A 17,631-nucleotide genomic window follows, 5' to 3' on the forward strand; every position below is an offset into this window, starting at 1 on the left:
GCGCAATTTGCCGTGATCTTCGGCGAACGTTTCATCAGAGCCATGGCGGCCTGATGATCAACCGCCCGGCCGCACACGGAAATCCTGACAGTCCCGCAGTGCGAATAAGATGATCAGACCAAGGCGCACCCAGGGGCTCGCCGGAACAGCAACGTCCCGGAGATCGATCCGGCTTAACCCGTTGTTAGCCCACATCGGCATCTCATGAGTGATGCCAATGTCTGCAAACTCCAGGCTGTCGACCGTTTCGTCCTCGAGGTCACGATTACCGTCGATCTCTCCAGTGGCTACCTGTGCAGACAAACCTGTGTGTTTCACACAGGTTGTTCGCATACTTGCGTAGGCTCGGGCTGTTTCGCCTCGGGATTTCGTCCCCAGCTTCATTCTCGCCAAAGCCAGTCGCTGATCCACCGCCGACGGCGATATCGAGAGTATCCTCGCTATCTCCTTGTTGCTCTTGTGCTCGAGAACGAGATCTAGCACCTGTCGTTGCTTGATGGACAACGCTGCGATGTCGGTCTCAGGTTCAAAGCAAGTGTCGACAAGGTCTGGCATTCGCGTTGCATACCAAACTCCTCAACATTTCGGAATGCCTTGACGTCGCCACTTGAATGAAAGTTACGTAACACCAAGGGCATTGTGCTGGGTAACCGAAAAGCGCTGGGAGCCAAGGTACCACACGGTCTGACGCCAAAGATGTCTTGCCAAGGGCCATGCGCGAACGGAGTTGTTACGCTAAATGTCTGGCAGACCTATGCTGAGAGAACCTGATTGCGGCCATTGTTCTTGGCTTTGTAAAGCGCCTCGTCGGCTGCCTTGAGTGCCTCGCGCCTGTCAGAGTATGCAAAAACATTAGCGACGCCGGCTGAAAAAGACACAGATCCGATGGGCTCGTCGTTCTCGCGATTTACAAAGCGCCGCTGAGCGAGTTGCTCACGCGTCTCATCCAACTTGTCTCTTGCCTCAGTCAGTGTCAGGCCGCGGAAGAGCAACACAAACTCCTCGCCTCCATGCCGTGCGACATGGCATCGATCACTGGAAATGCGAGCTAGCATTTGTGCCACGGCCTGGATCACTCGGTCGCCGGTGTCGTGGCCATGCACGTCATTGATACGCTTGAAATGGTCAATATCGCAGAATGCGACGCTTAGAGGCTCTATGTCTGCCTGTGCCAGACGAAATTGAGTTTCGAAGACACCTTCGAATGCTCTGCGATTTGGTAATCCAGTTAAATGGTCTAACTCAGCCTCACGTCGGGCCTTTTCCAAACTCTTGCGAAGAGCGGATGCCTCGTTTTGGCTCCGCTCCATCTCATGCTCGATACGATTGGTCCGTTCGATCATTGATCGGGCGATTTCAGCCAGGTTGTGCATCACTGCGCCCGCTACGTTCGCCTGTTCGATCTCGCCAACGTGGTTGTTTAGCGCTACGCCGTAATCATGTGTCGATTTGTGTGCAGAGGAGCTTGATTGCTCAAATAACAAGATGCTGCGCTCAAGCTTTTGGCTCAGCTGCGTCATCGCTTCATTTGGCTTGGAGGGCGCTAAAGTTTCAGCGACGCTGTCGATCCATTCTTGTGAAACCTTTTCTCCGCTAGCTACAGTCGACCCGATCGTCCTTGCAAGCCCGAGTGCTTCGCCGGAAAATGCAGCGTGAGCTACAAGCAGATTGTTGCGTGACACCCGCAGGTCGTTGGAAAACAAGAATTCCGTAATGCGGTCCATGAGTTCGCGCTCAGCAAACTCAGCGAGTGTGACAGCAGGACGTTCGCTTTTAGCCGAGGATGGGACGATCTCCACCTCTTCATCTGCGCTAGAGAACCAGCGCTTCAACGTTGAACCTGCTCTCACGTCACTTCTCCGTACCGCTCAGAGCGCCAAGAAAGATCGAACCAGATCTCCGCGCTGCGAGCGTCATAGGATAGTGTGGTTAAATGCCTGCGCGACTTATACTACGTACATTCCCGCGCGCCTCTCAAGTTGATGTTAAAAACTAACCATACGGATCAATGGGTTAGAGTGAATGCACATAAGTCGGTCAATGATGTTATAGATTATCAACTACCGGCGTCGGCGCGTGGTCCAATCATTACTTCCAATGGCGCGATAGGATGCGCCAAAAGGCCAAATTATTGAAAATATGTGTAAAATTTGGCGAGCCCGTATTAGCTGGTGGAGAAGCTGGCGCAAACAGGTCACGCGGGCGATAGCGTCTTTAATGGTGCAGAATTTCCGATTGTCAGTCCAGAACGATCAGGACGGCTCTCGCTAGTGTTACAAGTGCCATCCAGATTAGCGCCGAGGGCACGGTGGCGACCGCAATTCCGCGGACTACTTGACTGGTTCTCATCCTCTCGTCCTTTGCGACCTTTTCTTGGACGTAGATTAACCCTTCGAGTGCGAAGGCGCAATACGGCTCCAGTGTCCGTTAGGCTACGGGTAGTCGAGAGCCGCTCCCGCCGGTATGTGTGCAAGAAGTATTTGAATTTCTGCAGATTATTGGTTGAGCGCGTTGCAGGTGCCGTCTCGTCACAGGTTGCTTCGGTCCAATGCTTCTGCAAAACCTGCCAAAGCTGCCTCGACAATCGCGACACCCTTTGGCGTCAAACTTACCCAGATTCGCCGCTTATCGGCCGGATCGGCGCAGCGTTTTATCATGCCATCGTCATGAAGGGCCTTCTGCAGTCTTAGAGACGTGGTGTCCGGGATCTCTGCAGCGGTCGCAATAAAAGATACCGAGGTGTACGCTGCAACGGATCGTGATTTGTATATCTCGATCAGGATGCGCCAGCGTGGATCCATCGCCGGAAAGGGAGGAAGTTCGTTGCACTCTGTCTCAATGCCCTTGGTCAACAGGTTCGCCACGCCAGTCATGCGTTTTGCGTGTAAGTCGCCGTCCATGTCCTTTAAAGCTAGATGACTAGGCATTCGCCTATACTCCAAATGTGTAAGCGCGGCCTCAAAAAGCCAATTAATAGGCGAAAATCAAAATATCTGGCTTCTTACAGCTTTGCCAACCCTCTCACAAGAGATCTTTGCGCAGTGATATAGGGTAACCAAATAATTGATTCATAAGCCGATTTTTCATTCGAGTTTGGTGAACAGTATTTCGGTTCTGTAAACGTCTGACTCTCCAGCGATCTCTATTTCGTTCCCTGGACTGACCGCAATTCCAAATTGCTCTGCTTGCTCGGAAGAAATGTTCAAGCGATAGCGACCAGGCTGAATGCCTTCGAAAGCAAAGGCCCCTCCGGCTCGTGTTTTAGACGTTCGACGTTCCCCAGACTTCTCATTAGCAAGTTCGAGCAGTAAACCCGATATGCCCTTTGTGCCGAACCGGGTTTGCACCAGAGCTGTGCCTTCAACTTCCGACAGGGACACCACAGGTATGTCTACGCTATGGATAGAACCTGCTCGAGGAACGAACATCGCTCCTTCCTTGGCAGCAGCAGAGAATATGTCGGGAGTGGTGTTCTGATCAATTTGATAGACTGTCCGAGTGCTGTCGCCGAGGCCATACAGATACCCTACACCATCGCGATCGGCGTCGGTCCCCTGTCCACCCGCCTGCACAGCAATCCCCGGCACAGGAAGCTCGCCAGTGTTAAATTGCCCATCAGCATTCAAGTCTTTAAAGGCGCGAAAAGCCAAGAGACCACCGCTTGTAACTCCTGGGCGCGTGAATTGCATTGCGCTGCGAAAAGGACTTTTGAAGAGCCCTGCGGAAAGGCGTAAGCCAACATAATATGATTTGCTTGGGAATCCGAGCGACGCGTCGGCCGACAGAACGAAGTTCTTGAAGCGACGGTTGTAAGCGCCGCCAACCTGTGTTTGGCCAAATTGCATAGAATGTGCCGCGGTGAGGCGAAAGGAGTCTCGCGGCGACAACGAGTGGTCGAGCTGTGCTGATACTTGACCGAATGCGGGACGTGGCAGGAAGTCAGCATTCGCCGAGAGTCTGAGCCTTGTCTTTTGAGAGGGAAACAGCGCTAGATCAAAGCCCGCGACCAGCCTGTTCGAGCCCGATTGGCGGCTTGTGCTGCTTACGTATTCGAGGGAAGGGCTGAGGAGCGTCGTGCCAAGGTTCAAGGAGGTGCGGAGGTAAGCGGTGCTGACCGTCCTGCTGTCCTCAAATTCGACGCGAGAGATGCGTGCGGTTAATGGCAGTTGTCCGAATGGAGCGCGAACGAGGCCATTTACATCCAGGGATGTGGTACGTTGCAGGGCCGCTCCTTCGAACGCTTGTGTCTCGTCCAGCAAGCCGTCTCGATACTCTGCGTGAGAACCCGCCAAGCTAAGCGAACCGAGCTTTGCGGCGAGCGCTGTGCGCAGGCCGTATCCTCCCCCCTCCTGCGTCGCTGCATCCACCCGCAGAGGTAAACCGTGCAACTCGGTGCGGATGCCCAAATTCGCGAGCCAAGTTGGAAACTTGTCCTCGCCGCCCCATGCTGCTGATAGGCCCGCAGCGACGGTAACTTTGCTCGAAAGCCCATATGCGATGTTCGAAGCAACGCGCCACTGCCCGTCATTTTCGGAAGGCACAAACGATGGCGGACGGGCATCGAAAAGCGGCCGATCTTTTTGAACTGTGCTAAAGCTGTAAGTAAGGGACCCTTGCGGTATCCTTCCACTGCCAACGTTGAAGCGTCGAACCTCTTCCCTGGTTTGTCCTTGCGGACCAAAGAAGACTAGTCTCAGGACGTTTACACCATAATCCAGTGGCACCTGAAGAAACTCGTACTGGCCATTTATTGCACTCTTCGACGAGCCAACCAAGATGTTGTTGCGGTATAGCTCCACTTCGTAGCCATCAGGCAAGGGGCCTCTGAGATCCAGTCGGTCAAACACGGAACTTTCGTCGATCGGGGCATTGCTGATCGTTACGCCGCGCCCTGCAACAGAACGAAATCCAATAGGCTGCGAAACATTAGCGACATCGCCAAATGCAAATTGTGTGGCCTTGAGAGGGCCAAGCAATCTTGCGAACGGATCTTTGCGACCCAACTCCAGTCTAGCACCGGTCACGCCATCACGGCTCGTGACCTCCAAGAAGGTTCGCGCGGTCAAAAACGCAAGGTCTGCTGCCGACCGTAGCTCGAGTTCTGTGCGCATGCCGAAGGTGTCATCGGCAACTGCACGGACCTCAATGTCGCTGAGGGGGAGCGAGACCATCTTCCAGGAAGATGGTTCGAACGGCAGTTGCTCTTTTGTTCGCGACCGGTTCTGTGACGCCAAGCGCTCCCGCTCGCGCTCCCGCTGCCGCCGCGCTTGGAACGGCAAGGTCTCGGTCGGTGTAATGATAATCGCCTGGTCTCGAAGATCGACCTTTACGGCGACAGGCAGTATTTTCGGCAGAACTTCGGCCTTTGCGTAAGCTTCACCTTCAAAGCTCACTAACGCCCCTCGCGGCAAATCGAGCGTCTGGCCGCCTAACTGCCATTCCCCAGATCTTAAGTTCAAGGCGATTGCGCGGCCCGGCGATACGATCCAGCCGCTTACATAGTGTCCTTCGTCAGATATCTTGACCGCAAGATCCAGAATGCGCGCGACTTCTCCGATCGGAACATAAACACCAAGGCGAGAGCCATAGGCAGTAATGATCTCGTCAATGTCGCCAGATGATGTTTTGAGAGAAAGCACCAATTCATCGTTAGGGGAGAATTTTGGGGCATCATCTGACAGCAAAGTTACGCCAAGGCTCCCAGGCTCGTTGTTGGCACGAGAAAGGTTTGGCGCATGGGCAGCGGCTGGAGTTGCCACTATACTACACGAGCCGCTGCAAGAAGCGTCAGACTTCTCAAGATCAGGCGCAAGGTGACCGAATTGAGGAACCGGCAAAGTGGAACTGTGCGCCGTTGCACCGATGGGCGATGGGCTTACGGCGAGATCGTCCAACGGAGGGCTTTCAAGTTCAACTTTATCAGACGCTGCGGTGGACTGAGTTGGAGTGGAGTTTACCTTCTTAGCTACGGGTTGCGTTGCCTGACGTCTGGATATTAGGGCTTCGCCATCAGCCGGAACGGATGATGTGGCGGGGCTCTTAACAGTCAAAAAGGGCATCTGGTCTTTGACAGAGCCAGTATCCTGGCAAAGTTGATGGTCGGTGCGCTCGATTTTTATGTCACACAGACCGGGTGCTACCTCGTTCTCAGGCAGGACTGAATCGACTGGATTTGCCGAGATTGTGGGTTCAACCAGCTCCAACACATTATCATCAGTAGATGCAGGAAGCCCGGATTGGGTTGCCTTACCACTCATTTGGTTTGCGTCAGCAACAGCAATGTGTCGTTCTACTGGCTCGCAAACCCCGATCTGTGCATTAGCGCCGGCCGTCGAGCGTTCGCTGGTTTCACCAGAGCAACTTTGCGACACGGCTTTTGGGGTGGCCGAGCGAAGGATCTGTTCGCCAGGTTTCTCGGCGAGGAAATGGGGCTCCAGCTTTGCAATGACTTCTTTGTCGAACTTCTCGGTAGAAAGAAGATTGCCGGATGGTTGAGAGCTATCCTTCGATATCTGATGGCCATCGGCCTTGCGAGCCGGACGCAGGATTGACGGGGCGTCGGGAGTTGAGAGACTGGTGCGAACCGGTGGTGCGCTATCAAGATGATCATTTTGGCGCGGAAGTGTTTGGAAACGAACCTCCGGCAGGAAATGTGCGCGCTTCTCATTTGTCCGCAGCGCGCTTGGCTCCAGACTGTTCTGACCTTTTGGAAACTGATTGAGTGCCCATCCCGCTGAGACTACGACAGTACCGGTACCTGTCAAAAGAGCGGCCTTGGGCAGCCACCGCCGCCTCACGGAATGCGGATATCCTGTTTGGCCAATACATCGCCAGGTTTCACATCATCGTCGACATAGCTGACCGTGAGTGTCGAGCCGCTCTTGAGCACGGAGCCTTCACGCTTGAGTGTAATTGGCAATTGGACCGTGCGGCTCTGCACCTCGGTGTAGATACCAACGCCTCTGAGGACCGCGACGGGCTTTGATACACCAGGAGCTGAAACGACGACATCACCGAACGAGGATCTGTTTCCCTCGCGGCTCAGAGTGATTACCAGCATTGCTTCGGTGTCGGACGTTTTTTCGAGTTTCAGTTCCTTGAGGGCGCAATGGAGAGAAGTCTGGCCAATCCTGAGGATCACAGGAATTGAAATACCGAACCGCGGCAAAATCTGTACGCCGATGCCTTCGTTGCTGCGAGCACCGCCAAGATTATTGATCGAGTCCGGCGAGTCCAGTGGGGGAAGGGCGGTGACCGTAAAGTGGGTACGGTATTCACCAGGCTGCATACCGGGGGCAAGTTTGGGCATGATGCGAACCGTCTGGGATTCGTTGCCAGGCAGTTCGACCATTCTCGGCGAATACCTGATCATAGCGCTTGCAGGCTTGTAATCAGACGGCACGGAGTTGGAACCCAAAGCATCAAGTTCAACTATGTTGCCGTCAGGCAACATGACCTTGTCGTCTATCGTGATCTCATACTCGCCAGTGGCGGTGCTGCGATTATACAAGCCTATAGCGCCGACCCGATCTCGGTCGGTCAGAACCAGTCTCTTGGGGTAGAGGTTTATGTCCCCTAATCCCCCTACCGAGCCAGAAGGTGGCTGGGCTGTTTCGGAAGCCGGAGGGCGTGATTGCGCCTTGGCGGCATGTCCACAAAGCGCGGGCCATAAAAGCACCATTGCGCTTAAAAGCCGCCAAAACCCCAGCATTTCTAAATGTCCCCCGAGCACGTCCCCGGGTGAATCTAAGGGTTTTCCCGTATTTGGCAATATGTCAGTCGTAGGTCACAGTAACCGGAAAGCGACCGCTATAAGCACCTGGAGCTTGGTTCGCGAAAGCTTGAAGCCTTGCTCCAATGGACAAGTCGAAGCGGCCATTGGCATTGAGCGTTATTCCGCGCGCTGGGACATTGCTGGTAAAATTCGTCACCCGCATTGTCGCTGTGCCGTTTGTTATGTCGATCCGACTTGGCAGCGAAACCCGGAAGACCCGACTTGCATCTCCCAGCACAATGAAGCTTGCTGGCCCCCGTCCGTTGACCTCTTGAGGTGTTGTAACCTCCTGGGACAAGCTGCCATTTCCGGTAACGGTGCCATTGGGAGTGATGGTCAGACTGCCATTGCCAGATGGACGGTAGAAACGTCCAAAACGAAGGTCCAGCACTGGCTGCAAGGTCAACGGGCCGACAACCTCAGCGCGTCCAGCGCCAGCTTGGCTGGCCGTCGTCTGCGCCTTTGCCTTGCCCGGCGCGAGTGCCAGTGCAGCTATTGCAAGGACACCTGATATCATGCCGAGATGTTTGTGGAAGTCAGCCATCTGCTTAGCCATCGCGAGAGGGGGTAGCGCGGCGGGAGTGGCACGCATTCCCAACCGCGCTGGACAGCTTAGTTGTACGTGACAGTAGCGTTGTACGAGCCGCTGTAGTTACCGGCCGTAGCGGTACCTGGGACCGTGAGGGTTCCCCCAACAGTGAACGATGCTGCTCCTGCGTTGTTGAGAGTGCCGGTGGCGCTCGAAGCGGTGGTGGCGAAGCTCATTGAAACAGCTCCGTTCGAAACAGTGCCACCCGTGGTCGAAATCGCAAAGGTCCGGTTCGCCTCACCTGCAACGGTGAAGGCGTCTGCAGTGTTTGCGTTGCCTGAAACGAAGGTCACGTCGCCCGACACGCTTCCCGAACCAGCGGGAGTGACCGTCACAGAGCCGCCAGTGCCCGTCGTGAACTTGCCAAAGCCAATGGCTGCGCCGCTGGTGTGCTGCAGCGTGATGGGTGCAACGACCGTGGCAGTTGCACTGCCCTGCTGCGTATCACTGTTACCTGCGGCCATGGCCGGAGCCGAGAACAAGAGAGCAGCGGCGGATGCAATAACAATCGACTTCATCTCAAAGACCCCTTTTTTGGGACCAAGCTGGCCAATGGCCAAGGCCTCTTTGCAGAGCCGAAGGACCGATCCCTAAGCCCTTGTCCTAAGGAATAATACGTATCAGTTAACGATCGGTTGATCACCGCAACCCGCTGTTTTCCGTATATAAAATGGTTATTTTACAGAATCGGTCCTGCCGATTCTCAAAGATGGAGGCATATGCCACAGCTGGTTGGATGGTTGGTCATAGAGAGCTACAGTGCAGTTGAGTTCGGCGGTCGGTGGCCACTTTCGGGACAATGTCATCGCAATTCAACGTAGACACTGTATGAGCTGGCCCTGCTAATGCTTGCGGCAACCAATGGCGAGTACCGCGGGCGAACCGCACATGTGGAGCAAAGCGAATTTTCATGCACTTGATAGTTCCAGTCGTGCTTTGTGGTGGTAGCGGAACCCGGTTATGGCCCCGATCAAGAAAGAAAATGCCTAAACCCTTTCTGCCTTTAGTTGGCAGCGACACATTATTTACTGCTACTCTGCTGCGTTGCCCAAGCTCGCAGGGCTTTAGCGATCCGATAATCGTGGCAGGTACCCAGCATGTAGGACATGTGGAGAGCCAGCTTGTTGATCCGGATCACTCCACGATCATCGTCGAGCCCGAGGCTCGAAACACGGCAGCAGCAATTGCCTTGGCCGCGCTATCATTGGAAGCTGATACCGTCATGCTGGTTTGCCCCAGCGACCATTACATAAATGACGAGAAGGCGTTCACGGCTGCAGCGCGCAATGCGGCTCTACTGGCAGCTGAGGGATGGCTGGTTTCTTTCGGGATTGTGCCCACTGCGCCAGAGACGGGATTTGGGTATCTAGAGAAGGGTGATGCGATTCCCGGATCAGCGGGTTTCAAAGTGTCTCGTTTTGTCGAAAAGCCGGACCTTGATCGGGCGATGCAATTCCTGGCGACAGGAAACTTTGCTTGGAATGGTGGTATTTTCTGCTTCCGGGCAGGCACGTTTCTGGAGGAACTCGGCCGCCACCGCCCCGACATACTCAGGACTGTCGAACAGGCATTCGAGAACGGGCATTCTTCTGGAAAATGCTTCCACCCCTGTCCGTCAGCCTTTGCCAGTGTTCCGAGCGAGTCCGTTGACTACGCAGTCATGGAGAATACGACGAAAGCCGCAATGGTCCCTGCCGAGATGGGATGGTCAGATATTGGCAACTGGAGTGCCCTTCAGGATGCATGCGCAAAGGACACCGACGGAAATGCCGCGCAAGGCCATGTGGAATTTCTCGATTGTACGAATGTGCTTGTCGTAACCGATGGACCACGAGTTTCGGTTGTAGGAGCCTCTAACCTCGTCGTCGTAGTGGATGGAGACGAGGTCATGGTTTGCACCAGGGAGGGTGCACAATCAGTTGGCAAGCTGACTGGCGCTGCGAACCAATGACCAGGCAGTCTGCGCGTCGTCAAACGGACCTCGCAGAGACAGCCGTTACTCCAAGAAAATGTCTCTGCGAAGCCCGCTTTTGGCTATCCGCCTTCAGTATGCGTTACGGTGGAAGATCACCGCGAAGGTCCGCAGAATGATCAGAATGTCACCAGTGAACGTCCAGTTAGCCATGTAGTCCAGATCAGCAGACACGCGGTTGGTCAGATCGCTCTCGACTTCTGTAGCGCCGCGCAGACCTTTTACCTGAGCAAGCCCAGTTATGCCGGGCTTGCAGGCGTGCCGATGCCAATACCGGCTATCGATTTCCCAGAACAGCTTCTGCTCAGCTGTCGAATAGACTGCGTGGGGCCTTGGTCCGACAACGCTCATGTCGCCGAACAATACATTCAAAAGCTGAGGCAGCTCATCGATGCTGGAGGCCCGTATAAATCGTCCCACACGAGTGATCCTTGGATCGCCCCGACTGGTCGAGGTTCGCCCGCCCGTATCGAGTTGGTTCACGTGCATGCTTCTGAATTTCAGCACATTGAACACACGATTCTGCCGTCCAATCCTGGGTTGGCGGAAGAACACGGGGCCCGGAGAATCCAACTTGATGGCAAGCGCGGTCAGCACAAGGAGAGGGCAAAGCGCAAAGACGGCGACGCCGGCAAAGGCAAAATCAAAGAGCCTCTTGGCAACCCGAGCACGAAGACCGAACGGGCCCCGGGCGAGGATGAGTGTCGTTTGGCCTGCATGCCGACCGATGCCCAAAGCGCCAAGCGACTTGAGTTCTGGGGCGAGCGCTTCGGCATGGACGTTCATGCCTTGCAGAGCATAGGCCCAGTGAACGCGCCTTTGATCAGAGCAACTGATCACGACCCGGTCTGACTTGCCGATCAGTCTGGCAAGCGAGTCGTATTCGTCCGGTCCAGCTAGAGCCGGGTCAAAGGCGTCCGTGATATCAACAATTGTTGTGCCGGGCTGCTCTGTAGAAGAAGCACGAGCGTGTCCCAGTGACCGGTCGACAAGTATCGTTGTGGTGTAAAGCGAGCCCCCGAGGGAATGGAGCGTGAAGCTTACATAGCAGGTCCTCAAGACGATCAAGAGTGCTGCTGTAAGACTGGTGCCAACGAGGAATTCGGCACGAGAGACACTCGTCTGGCCTTTGAGCAAGAAAAGCAGAAAGGTAAAAAGCGCTGTTGCGAGGGCAAGGGCTGCCAACGCACGCAAGACCGATTTGCTGCGGCTGAGCAGCGCGTCAGCAGAATATGCCCGAACAACTGCTGCGCAGATGCCGTATAAGAGTGTAACTGCTGCCTGAAGGGCGATTAGAAAGTCAAAATGGCTTGGTTTGGGTACCAGCGCATTTGCTGCCCAGAAGCCGCCAGTGATCGCCAGCAGGTCTACGGGTACTTGCGCTACAGCAAGATGAACACGCTTCTGCGCTCGAGACAGGGCAGACGACTTTGCAGCCATTGATAACCCACCTTTGAGGGCGTTCGCTCCTGATCCCGGACTCATTCTTGCACTCCAGCCGCCCCAAGCTTCTGCTTGGATGTCAATGGAGATAAATGGTTAACAAGACGTTAGATGTGAGATTCGTCATTGGTCGTGACGAAACATTCAAACGAGTAGAGTCGCGACCTTTCTCACTGGGTGGCGGCCGCCACCGCCAAACTTCAATCTATGCCGTTTAACCTCCAGTCGCGGGTCTGGCATGACTTACCGAGCGTGTCAGGTGCTGTCCTAGGCGTATCCCAGGCAATTCAATGAAACGATGAGCCAAGTCGGAAAGTAGGAGCAAGGCGGGAAATCCTGTGAGTGCTGTAAGCAGCACGCTTTGCCCATAGCTCAGCCTCAAATGCTGCCCGAACAATACGACAAGCGCTTCGAAGAGTGGATAGTGCAGGATGTAGATCGCGTACGATCTGTCTCCGACCCAGTTAGCGATCCGGCTTTGACAGGTGTACTTGTACAAGGAACTCAGAGACTTGCTCGGCTGATCCTGCCAATCGCCCTGCTTTAACAATGGCAAAAGCGCGATCCAGCAGCCGATGTAGAGATGTTCGCGGGCATTGAGCGCAAGGAAGGCAGCGATCATCACAACTGGTATAAACGGATAGCTTGCAAACGGTGCGGCTTTCGCAAGGAAGAGTCGTGAACCCACGCCAAGAGAAAAAGTAAAAGCCGCAAGTGGGAGTAGGCTGTCGTGATACCCCATCTGCCCAAACGCACCTTTGCGCGCAGCCCAATTCAAGAGAATTGCAGACAGAACGAGAAGGAGTGCTGTCCGACGGTTTGCGAGGGCGGCGATTATAATAGGGGCGACCAAGTAAAACTGCCACTCCAGAGAAAGACTCCAGCTAGGCGGCAGGAACATCAGCGGCGCCCGCGGAAGGATAGTTTCAGAGATTGCCCCATGGAACAGTGCCAAGTGACTCGCGATGTACGGGAAGTAGCCAAACTGCCGGACATGCGAGTAGAACTCTTGGCTGCGCGCAACTTGCGGGGTTACATCTCCCCAAGGTGCCCACATTGTGAAGTCCCAGAACGAAGTCGCAGTAAATATGGAAACAAAGAAGGCAAAATAATACAACGGAGCAATTCGCATGAAGCGCCTGATTATGTATTGAGGATAGCTCTCCTTCTTCTCAGTTATCAGGTGGCTAATTACGAACCCGCTAAGGACGATAAAAACTAATACAGCCTGGTCTGCGAGGGTGTTGAGCTTGGGGATATAGCCGTTCGCAGCAAGGCCTGTGATCATGGTCCAGTGCACAAATGCTACAGCGCAGGACAACCAGGCCCGAACCCCCTCAAGGCCCTTGAAGCGCATCATAATAAGCTATCCCGAAAGTTATAGAGTCGCTATAATGTTCTATCATGCTTTCACGCCTGCAGGGTCGGAAAACGCGCATTGTTCCATGAAGGGACGGTTGGGGCGCGAAGGCTTTATGCCGCCACACTGTGGCATGCAGGGGGCAACTTAACTTTGTGGTATATCTAGCCTCGTGCGGCTGGGCATTCGACCTAATCGGCTGAACGTAGATTTCGACCCGACACCTGCAAAACCCACTGATCCCCACCTTCAAGGCCGAGTGCGGTCAGTTTGCGATGTTCATGCGCTCCAGTGTCGAGACTAATGCGGTTACCGTTGAGCGCTACGTCGGATGTGATCGTGTGGCCATGCACGATCACCTGGCCGTGGTCCGCGTCACTTTCGAGGAAGGGTTCTCGTATCCACATCAAATCTTCGTCATCTTGGGCGTCGAGGTCCACGCCGGGGCGCACGCCTGCGTGAGCGAAAAAGTAGTCCCCAATCGAGTAGCTGGTCGGAGACTGTGCCAGCCAGTCTACCAACTCAGGTTCAATGGCGGCATGCATGCGAGATCGAATTGCATCCGGCTCGGCATCTTCTGCATCAATACCGAAGCTGGCCAGAGTTTCTCGGCCACCAAAGTTCATCCAGAACTTCAAGGCACGATCATCGCCGTTGTACGAAGACACTAAAGCGTCCTCGTGATTACCGCGCAAGACGGTCAGGCCCTTGCCTCTGGCCTGATAGAGTGCCCGGGCCAAGGTTGCCGAATGAGGCCCTCTGTCAATGATATCGCCTAGGAACACGAGCTCTACTCTAAGAGCGGGACGCTGGCGAAGATCGTCGTGAATGACGCTGAGAAGCGATTGCAAAAGTAGTCCCTCGCCGTGGACGTCGCCAATCGCGTAGACACGTGTACCAGCGGGCACGCGGGGCGAGCGCTTACGCGTGTCAGCGGTGGATTTTCGCCGTCGCAAGAGGTTCATTGTGTCCGCCAAAATCTCCCAGCGCGGATACCATGGTTAATGCCTGATTCAACTTTTTTATTGCTCAGACCGACTGGCGACCTTGTCGCTGCAGGACGAATTAAGTATCGGTATTATAGAGCAATTCTTCGTATATGAGCTGTTGGGCGCGAACGAATGATCTAGATCATCATGGAATATTGTGGACGCCGAGCAATTTTCCGACTGGGGGCCCCGCTTGCCTTGGCCTGAGTGTCCCACAATTGGAAAGCGGTCACTTTACGAGGGCAGTTCCGTTGCATCCGTGGCTGAAAGAAATTACGTATCGCCATAGGGTAAAATTGCTTAATCCTGTGACGAGCGATCATGTTCAATCGTAAAAGTGATATTTAGGGGCAAGATGACAAAATTTCCGGTTCTCGTCACTGGAGGCGCAGGCTACATTGGGAGCCATGCCGTCTTGGCTCTATTGGACGCAGGGTATCCCGTCACTGTCATTGACAACTTGACGACAGGTTTCCGCTTTGCAGTTCCTGCAGATGTTCAGTTCTACGAGGGTGATATCGAGGACGCGGACCTCCTGCGCCAAATCTTTAGCGAGCAGGGCATCCGTGCCATCATGCATTTTGCAGGGAGTATCATCGTACCCGAGTCGGTTGAGAACCCCCTGAAGTATTATCACAACAACACGGCTAAGAGCCGTGCATTGATTGCGGCTGCTGTTGAGGCGGGTGTGCCGCATTTCATCTTCTCATCAACCGCCGCCACATATGGTACGCCGGAAGTCTCGCCGGTCACTGAGGACTCACCCAAGCGGCCAATCAACCCCTACGGCATGTCCAAGCTGATGACAGAGATGATGTTGGCCGATGTCGCCGCTGCCCATCCCATAAATTTTTGCGCGCTTCGCTACTTCAACGTAGCTGGAGCCGACCCACAGTGCCGGAGCGGACAATCCACCGCTGGCGCAACCCACTTGATCAAGGTGGCTGTTGAGGCGGCCTTGGGTAAACGCAAATCGGTGGGAGTTTTCGGCACGGATTTCGATACACCTGATGGCACGGGTGTCCGCGATTACATCCACGTGTCGGATCTCGCCGATGCCCATGTACTTGCGCTTGAATCGCTAGCCGCACGACCCCAAGAGTCGCTCACGATGAATTGTGGCTACGGGCAAGGCTTCTCGGTCTTGGAAGTGCTTGATGCCGTCGATCGGGTCACGAACCTGCGAATCGAACGCGAATTGCAAGGTCGCCGCGCCGGCGATCCGGCATCACTGATCTCCGACAACAATCGGATCAGATCAACGTTACCGTGGCAACCGAGGTTTGCCGATCTAGACACCATCATTGCTCATGCGCTGGCTTGGGAACGAAGGCTCGGGGAGCTTCGCTAGCTGTCTTTAGCGCGTATCGTAGGTGCGTGCGTCAACGTATTGCCGGCGGCGCAAGATGCCGTAGTGCGGGTCGGTCAGTTGGGTTCACGGTGCATTTGGCTCTTGAGAAACAAGAGACTCAGAAAGGATTGGTTAGGTCAGAAACCGGATCATCGGTCGAGTGTTCAGAGAAATTAGACTTGGGTGAGAGGTCAAAGGGTGGGGCGATCGGCACAACGATCCGCTTCTTTTTGGACCATTTTCGCAGCTTGCTGTGAGCTTGTTCATAGTTCGTTATCTCGAAAGGGCATATATCGGTCACGCAATGCTCAAGTTTCTGAAAAAACGGAATATAGTCCGCCCAGTCGCACTCAAGCGTTGCGAGCGCGTATATGCTGTGGGCGACCTCCACGGACGGTTTGATCTCTTTGAAAAAATCCTCAAGGAGATTGGAGATGACGTCACTCAGAATCCGGTAAAGACTTTCAAGATCCTGTTCCTCGGCGACCTCATAGATAGAGGCCCAGACTCGGCTGGGATAATCACGCGGGCCTTGCAACTATCAAAGTCCAGCAAGAAGCTGATGTTCCTCAAGGGCAACCATGAGGAGTTGTTCTTGAGCGCCATGAACGGCGACCAACGCGCTGCGGAGTTCTTCTATCAGATCGGCGGTCGCGCAACTCTGATGAGCTATGGTCTCGATCCGGCGCTTGGTGATGAAATGGATGGTGCAACTTTGATCCGGTGGATGTACGATCGCATCCCCAAGGAGCACTTTGATTTCGTCAGCTCGTTTGAAGACATGGTAACCTTTGCCAATCACGTCTTCGTTCATGCAGGGTTGAAGCCCTTCGTCCCACTCAAAAAGCAGCGCTTGTCCGATCTTCGTTGGATCAGGCGGGAATTTACTGGTTTTGGCGGGGAGTTTCCGGGGGTTGTCATTCATGGACATTCCATCTCCTCGGAAGTCGATGAAACCCAATTCCGGATTGGTATTGATACGGGCGCCTACCGGACCGGTCGCTTAACTGCTGTGGCGGTTGATGCAAATGAACGACGGTACTTGAGCGTTCAAGGTGAGCCCGGTGATTACAGCATGTCGCCAATCGAACTTGCTGTCGACAAATCGTATTCTGACTATCCAAGACATGCGGCCGAGTAACATCTCACGGCTCAATATCTAATCGAAAGCTAGTAAGCTTTCTGAGCAGCAGCCACATAGGGCGCCAGTGGAGTGTGGCTATAGATCAAACGCATGTGTACCCGGTTCGCGCGCGACAGGCTGGACAGATAAACTGCCTCAGCGGCTGCAGATTTGCGCGTGGACTCGTCAGTCTCGTTCCAATGCCCGAGCACTTGGTTGACGCGCCAGGGCCCCTCACTCGTCAGAAACGGTGCCTGTTGATAGCTAAGGCGCAAAAGCGAGCCGGTGGTCCCAAATTTGTTTGCCGCTGCAGCTGTGCGCGACGCATAAATACGCGCAAGTGTTACTTGCGCCCAGCCTGGCCGCTGGATTTCAGCCTGATCCAAATATGCTCGGGCACTATCGCCATAGATAATCGCTTCATTGCCCCGAGCTTTTTCGGATGCGTGCGAAAGCATCGATCCCGCTAAAAGCGCGCCTCGCGCTGACGAGATATAGCTTTGTGAGGAAAGAAGCTCATAGTAGTCGCCCCGGCTAAGCGGCGCTTGATTTATCCGGCTACGCTGCGCTGAAAGCCTTGACACCTGGAATTCTGACCACGCGTTAAAGCACGCAATGATTAGCGTGCAAAACAGCGCAATCGACACCCCGGCCTGAAGGGCTGGCGCATTCTTGGTCATCACCCAGCTTTCTTTTGTTCGTAGTATTTGGAGTAGTAAGCTGAGTAGTAGCTTGCGCCCAGGGCATCGGACTTGGGGTCGACCATGGTGAATGCGGCGCCCAGGACCGGTGCGTTATCGAGGACGAGCGAGGACAGCGCAGCCTTGAGGGTTTTGACTGGCGTGCTGTTCCAGCGCACGAGGACGATGACGGCATCGCTCATGGTGGCGATGGTGCGGGCATCGGCTACGCCCAGGATCGGCGGGGTGTCGAAGATGACGTAGTCGTAGCCATCCTTGACCTTGTCGACGAGCGCCTGGATCTTGCCGTCACCAAAGAGGTCTTCGGCCGAGAAGAACGGCTCCTTGAC

General features: G+C 54.6%; 15 protein-coding genes. 3 read left to right on the forward strand and 12 right to left on the reverse strand.

Annotated features, from left to right (window positions below):
* Positions 1-57 precede the first annotated feature (57 nt).
* From B9A23_RS20975 to B9A23_RS21010, 7 genes are all read right to left on the reverse strand, one after another.
* A complete protein-coding gene (locus tag B9A23_RS20975) occupies positions 58-555 on the reverse strand; it encodes a helix-turn-helix domain-containing protein (protein WP_084281303.1) in 498 nt (165 codons plus the stop codon).
* A 197-nt stretch (positions 556-752) separates the two neighbouring features.
* Positions 753-1,832, reverse strand: a complete 1,080-nt coding sequence (locus B9A23_RS20980; RefSeq protein WP_254895229.1) for a GGDEF domain-containing protein — start codon at positions 1,830-1,832, stop codon at positions 753-755.
* A 696-nt stretch (positions 1,833-2,528) separates the two neighbouring features.
* A complete protein-coding gene (locus tag B9A23_RS20985; protein WP_139797625.1) occupies positions 2,529-2,873 on the reverse strand; it encodes a helix-turn-helix domain-containing protein in 345 nt (114 codons plus the stop codon).
* A gap of 210 nt (positions 2,874-3,083) precedes the next feature.
* Entirely contained in the window at positions 3,084-6,764 is a 3,681-nt protein-coding gene (locus B9A23_RS20990; RefSeq protein WP_139797626.1) for a carboxypeptidase-like regulatory domain-containing protein, read from the reverse strand.
* A gap of 29 nt (positions 6,765-6,793) precedes the next feature.
* Positions 6,794-7,711 (reverse strand): fimbrial biogenesis chaperone, encoded by a 918-nt coding sequence (locus B9A23_RS21000; protein ID WP_139797627.1) that lies wholly within the window; start codon positions 7,709-7,711, stop codon positions 6,794-6,796.
* A 64-nt stretch (positions 7,712-7,775) separates the two neighbouring features.
* Complete coding sequence (locus tag B9A23_RS21005; protein ID WP_217806652.1) at positions 7,776-8,330, reverse strand: DUF4402 domain-containing protein; 555 nt, start codon at positions 8,328-8,330, stop codon at positions 7,776-7,778.
* A 56-nt stretch (positions 8,331-8,386) separates the two neighbouring features.
* The gene (locus B9A23_RS21010) at positions 8,387-8,881 is read right to left on the reverse strand and encodes a DUF4402 domain-containing protein (RefSeq protein ID WP_084281311.1); all 495 of its coding nucleotides are present in this window, start codon (positions 8,879-8,881) and stop codon (positions 8,387-8,389) included.
* A gap of 392 nt (positions 8,882-9,273) precedes the next feature.
* Here B9A23_RS21010 and B9A23_RS21015 point away from each other — a divergent pair, with 392 nt between their 5' ends.
* On the forward strand, positions 9,274-10,314 hold the full coding sequence (locus B9A23_RS21015) for a mannose-1-phosphate guanylyltransferase (protein ID WP_084281312.1): 1,041 nt from the start codon (positions 9,274-9,276) through the stop codon (positions 10,312-10,314).
* Between the two features lie 93 nt (positions 10,315-10,407).
* Here B9A23_RS21015 and B9A23_RS21020 read toward each other — a convergent pair whose 3' ends face one another.
* The 3 genes from B9A23_RS21020 to B9A23_RS21030 all read right to left on the reverse strand — a co-directional run bounded on the left by B9A23_RS21020 (position 10,408) and on the right by B9A23_RS21030 (position 14,103).
* On the reverse strand, positions 10,408-11,775 hold the full coding sequence (locus tag B9A23_RS21020; protein WP_176218116.1) for an exopolysaccharide biosynthesis polyprenyl glycosylphosphotransferase: 1,368 nt from the start codon (positions 11,773-11,775) through the stop codon (positions 10,408-10,410).
* Positions 11,776-11,992: 217 nt separating this feature from the next.
* Positions 11,993-13,138, reverse strand: coding sequence for an acyltransferase family protein (locus tag B9A23_RS21025; RefSeq protein WP_084281315.1), 1,146 nt, complete (start codon positions 13,136-13,138; stop codon positions 11,993-11,995).
* Positions 13,139-13,329: 191 nt separating this feature from the next.
* Positions 13,330-14,103: a metallophosphoesterase family protein gene (locus B9A23_RS21030; protein WP_084281316.1), complete on the reverse strand. Its 774-nt coding sequence runs from the start codon at positions 14,101-14,103 to the stop codon at positions 13,330-13,332.
* Positions 14,104-14,482: 379 nt separating this feature from the next.
* Between B9A23_RS21030 and galE the strand changes: the two genes are divergently transcribed.
* Together galE and B9A23_RS21040 are read left to right on the forward strand one after the other, a co-directional pair.
* The gene (gene galE / locus B9A23_RS21035; protein WP_084281318.1) at positions 14,483-15,478 is read left to right on the forward strand and encodes a UDP-glucose 4-epimerase GalE; all 996 of its coding nucleotides are present in this window, start codon (positions 14,483-14,485) and stop codon (positions 15,476-15,478) included.
* A 304-nt stretch (positions 15,479-15,782) separates the two neighbouring features.
* Entirely contained in the window at positions 15,783-16,619 is an 837-nt protein-coding gene (locus B9A23_RS21040) for a metallophosphoesterase (protein ID WP_139797629.1), read from the forward strand.
* 29 nt (positions 16,620-16,648) lie between these two features.
* Here B9A23_RS21040 and B9A23_RS22545 read toward each other — a convergent pair whose 3' ends face one another.
* Both B9A23_RS22545 and B9A23_RS21045 read right to left on the reverse strand, forming a co-directional pair.
* Positions 16,649-17,281 carry a hypothetical protein gene (locus B9A23_RS22545; RefSeq protein WP_139797630.1) on the reverse strand — a complete coding sequence of 211 codons (633 nt, stop codon included), beginning with the start codon at positions 17,279-17,281 and terminating at the stop codon, positions 16,649-16,651.
* Positions 17,281-17,631 (reverse strand): tyrosine-protein kinase family protein (locus B9A23_RS21045; protein ID WP_139797608.1); only part of this gene is annotated, 351 nt, incomplete at its 5' end. The genes B9A23_RS21045 and B9A23_RS22545, both read right to left, overlap by 1 nt.

The sequence above is a fragment of the Novosphingobium sp. B1 genome, from assembly GCF_900176395.1.
Classification (GTDB): Bacteria; Pseudomonadota; Alphaproteobacteria; order Sphingomonadales; family Sphingomonadaceae; genus Novosphingobium.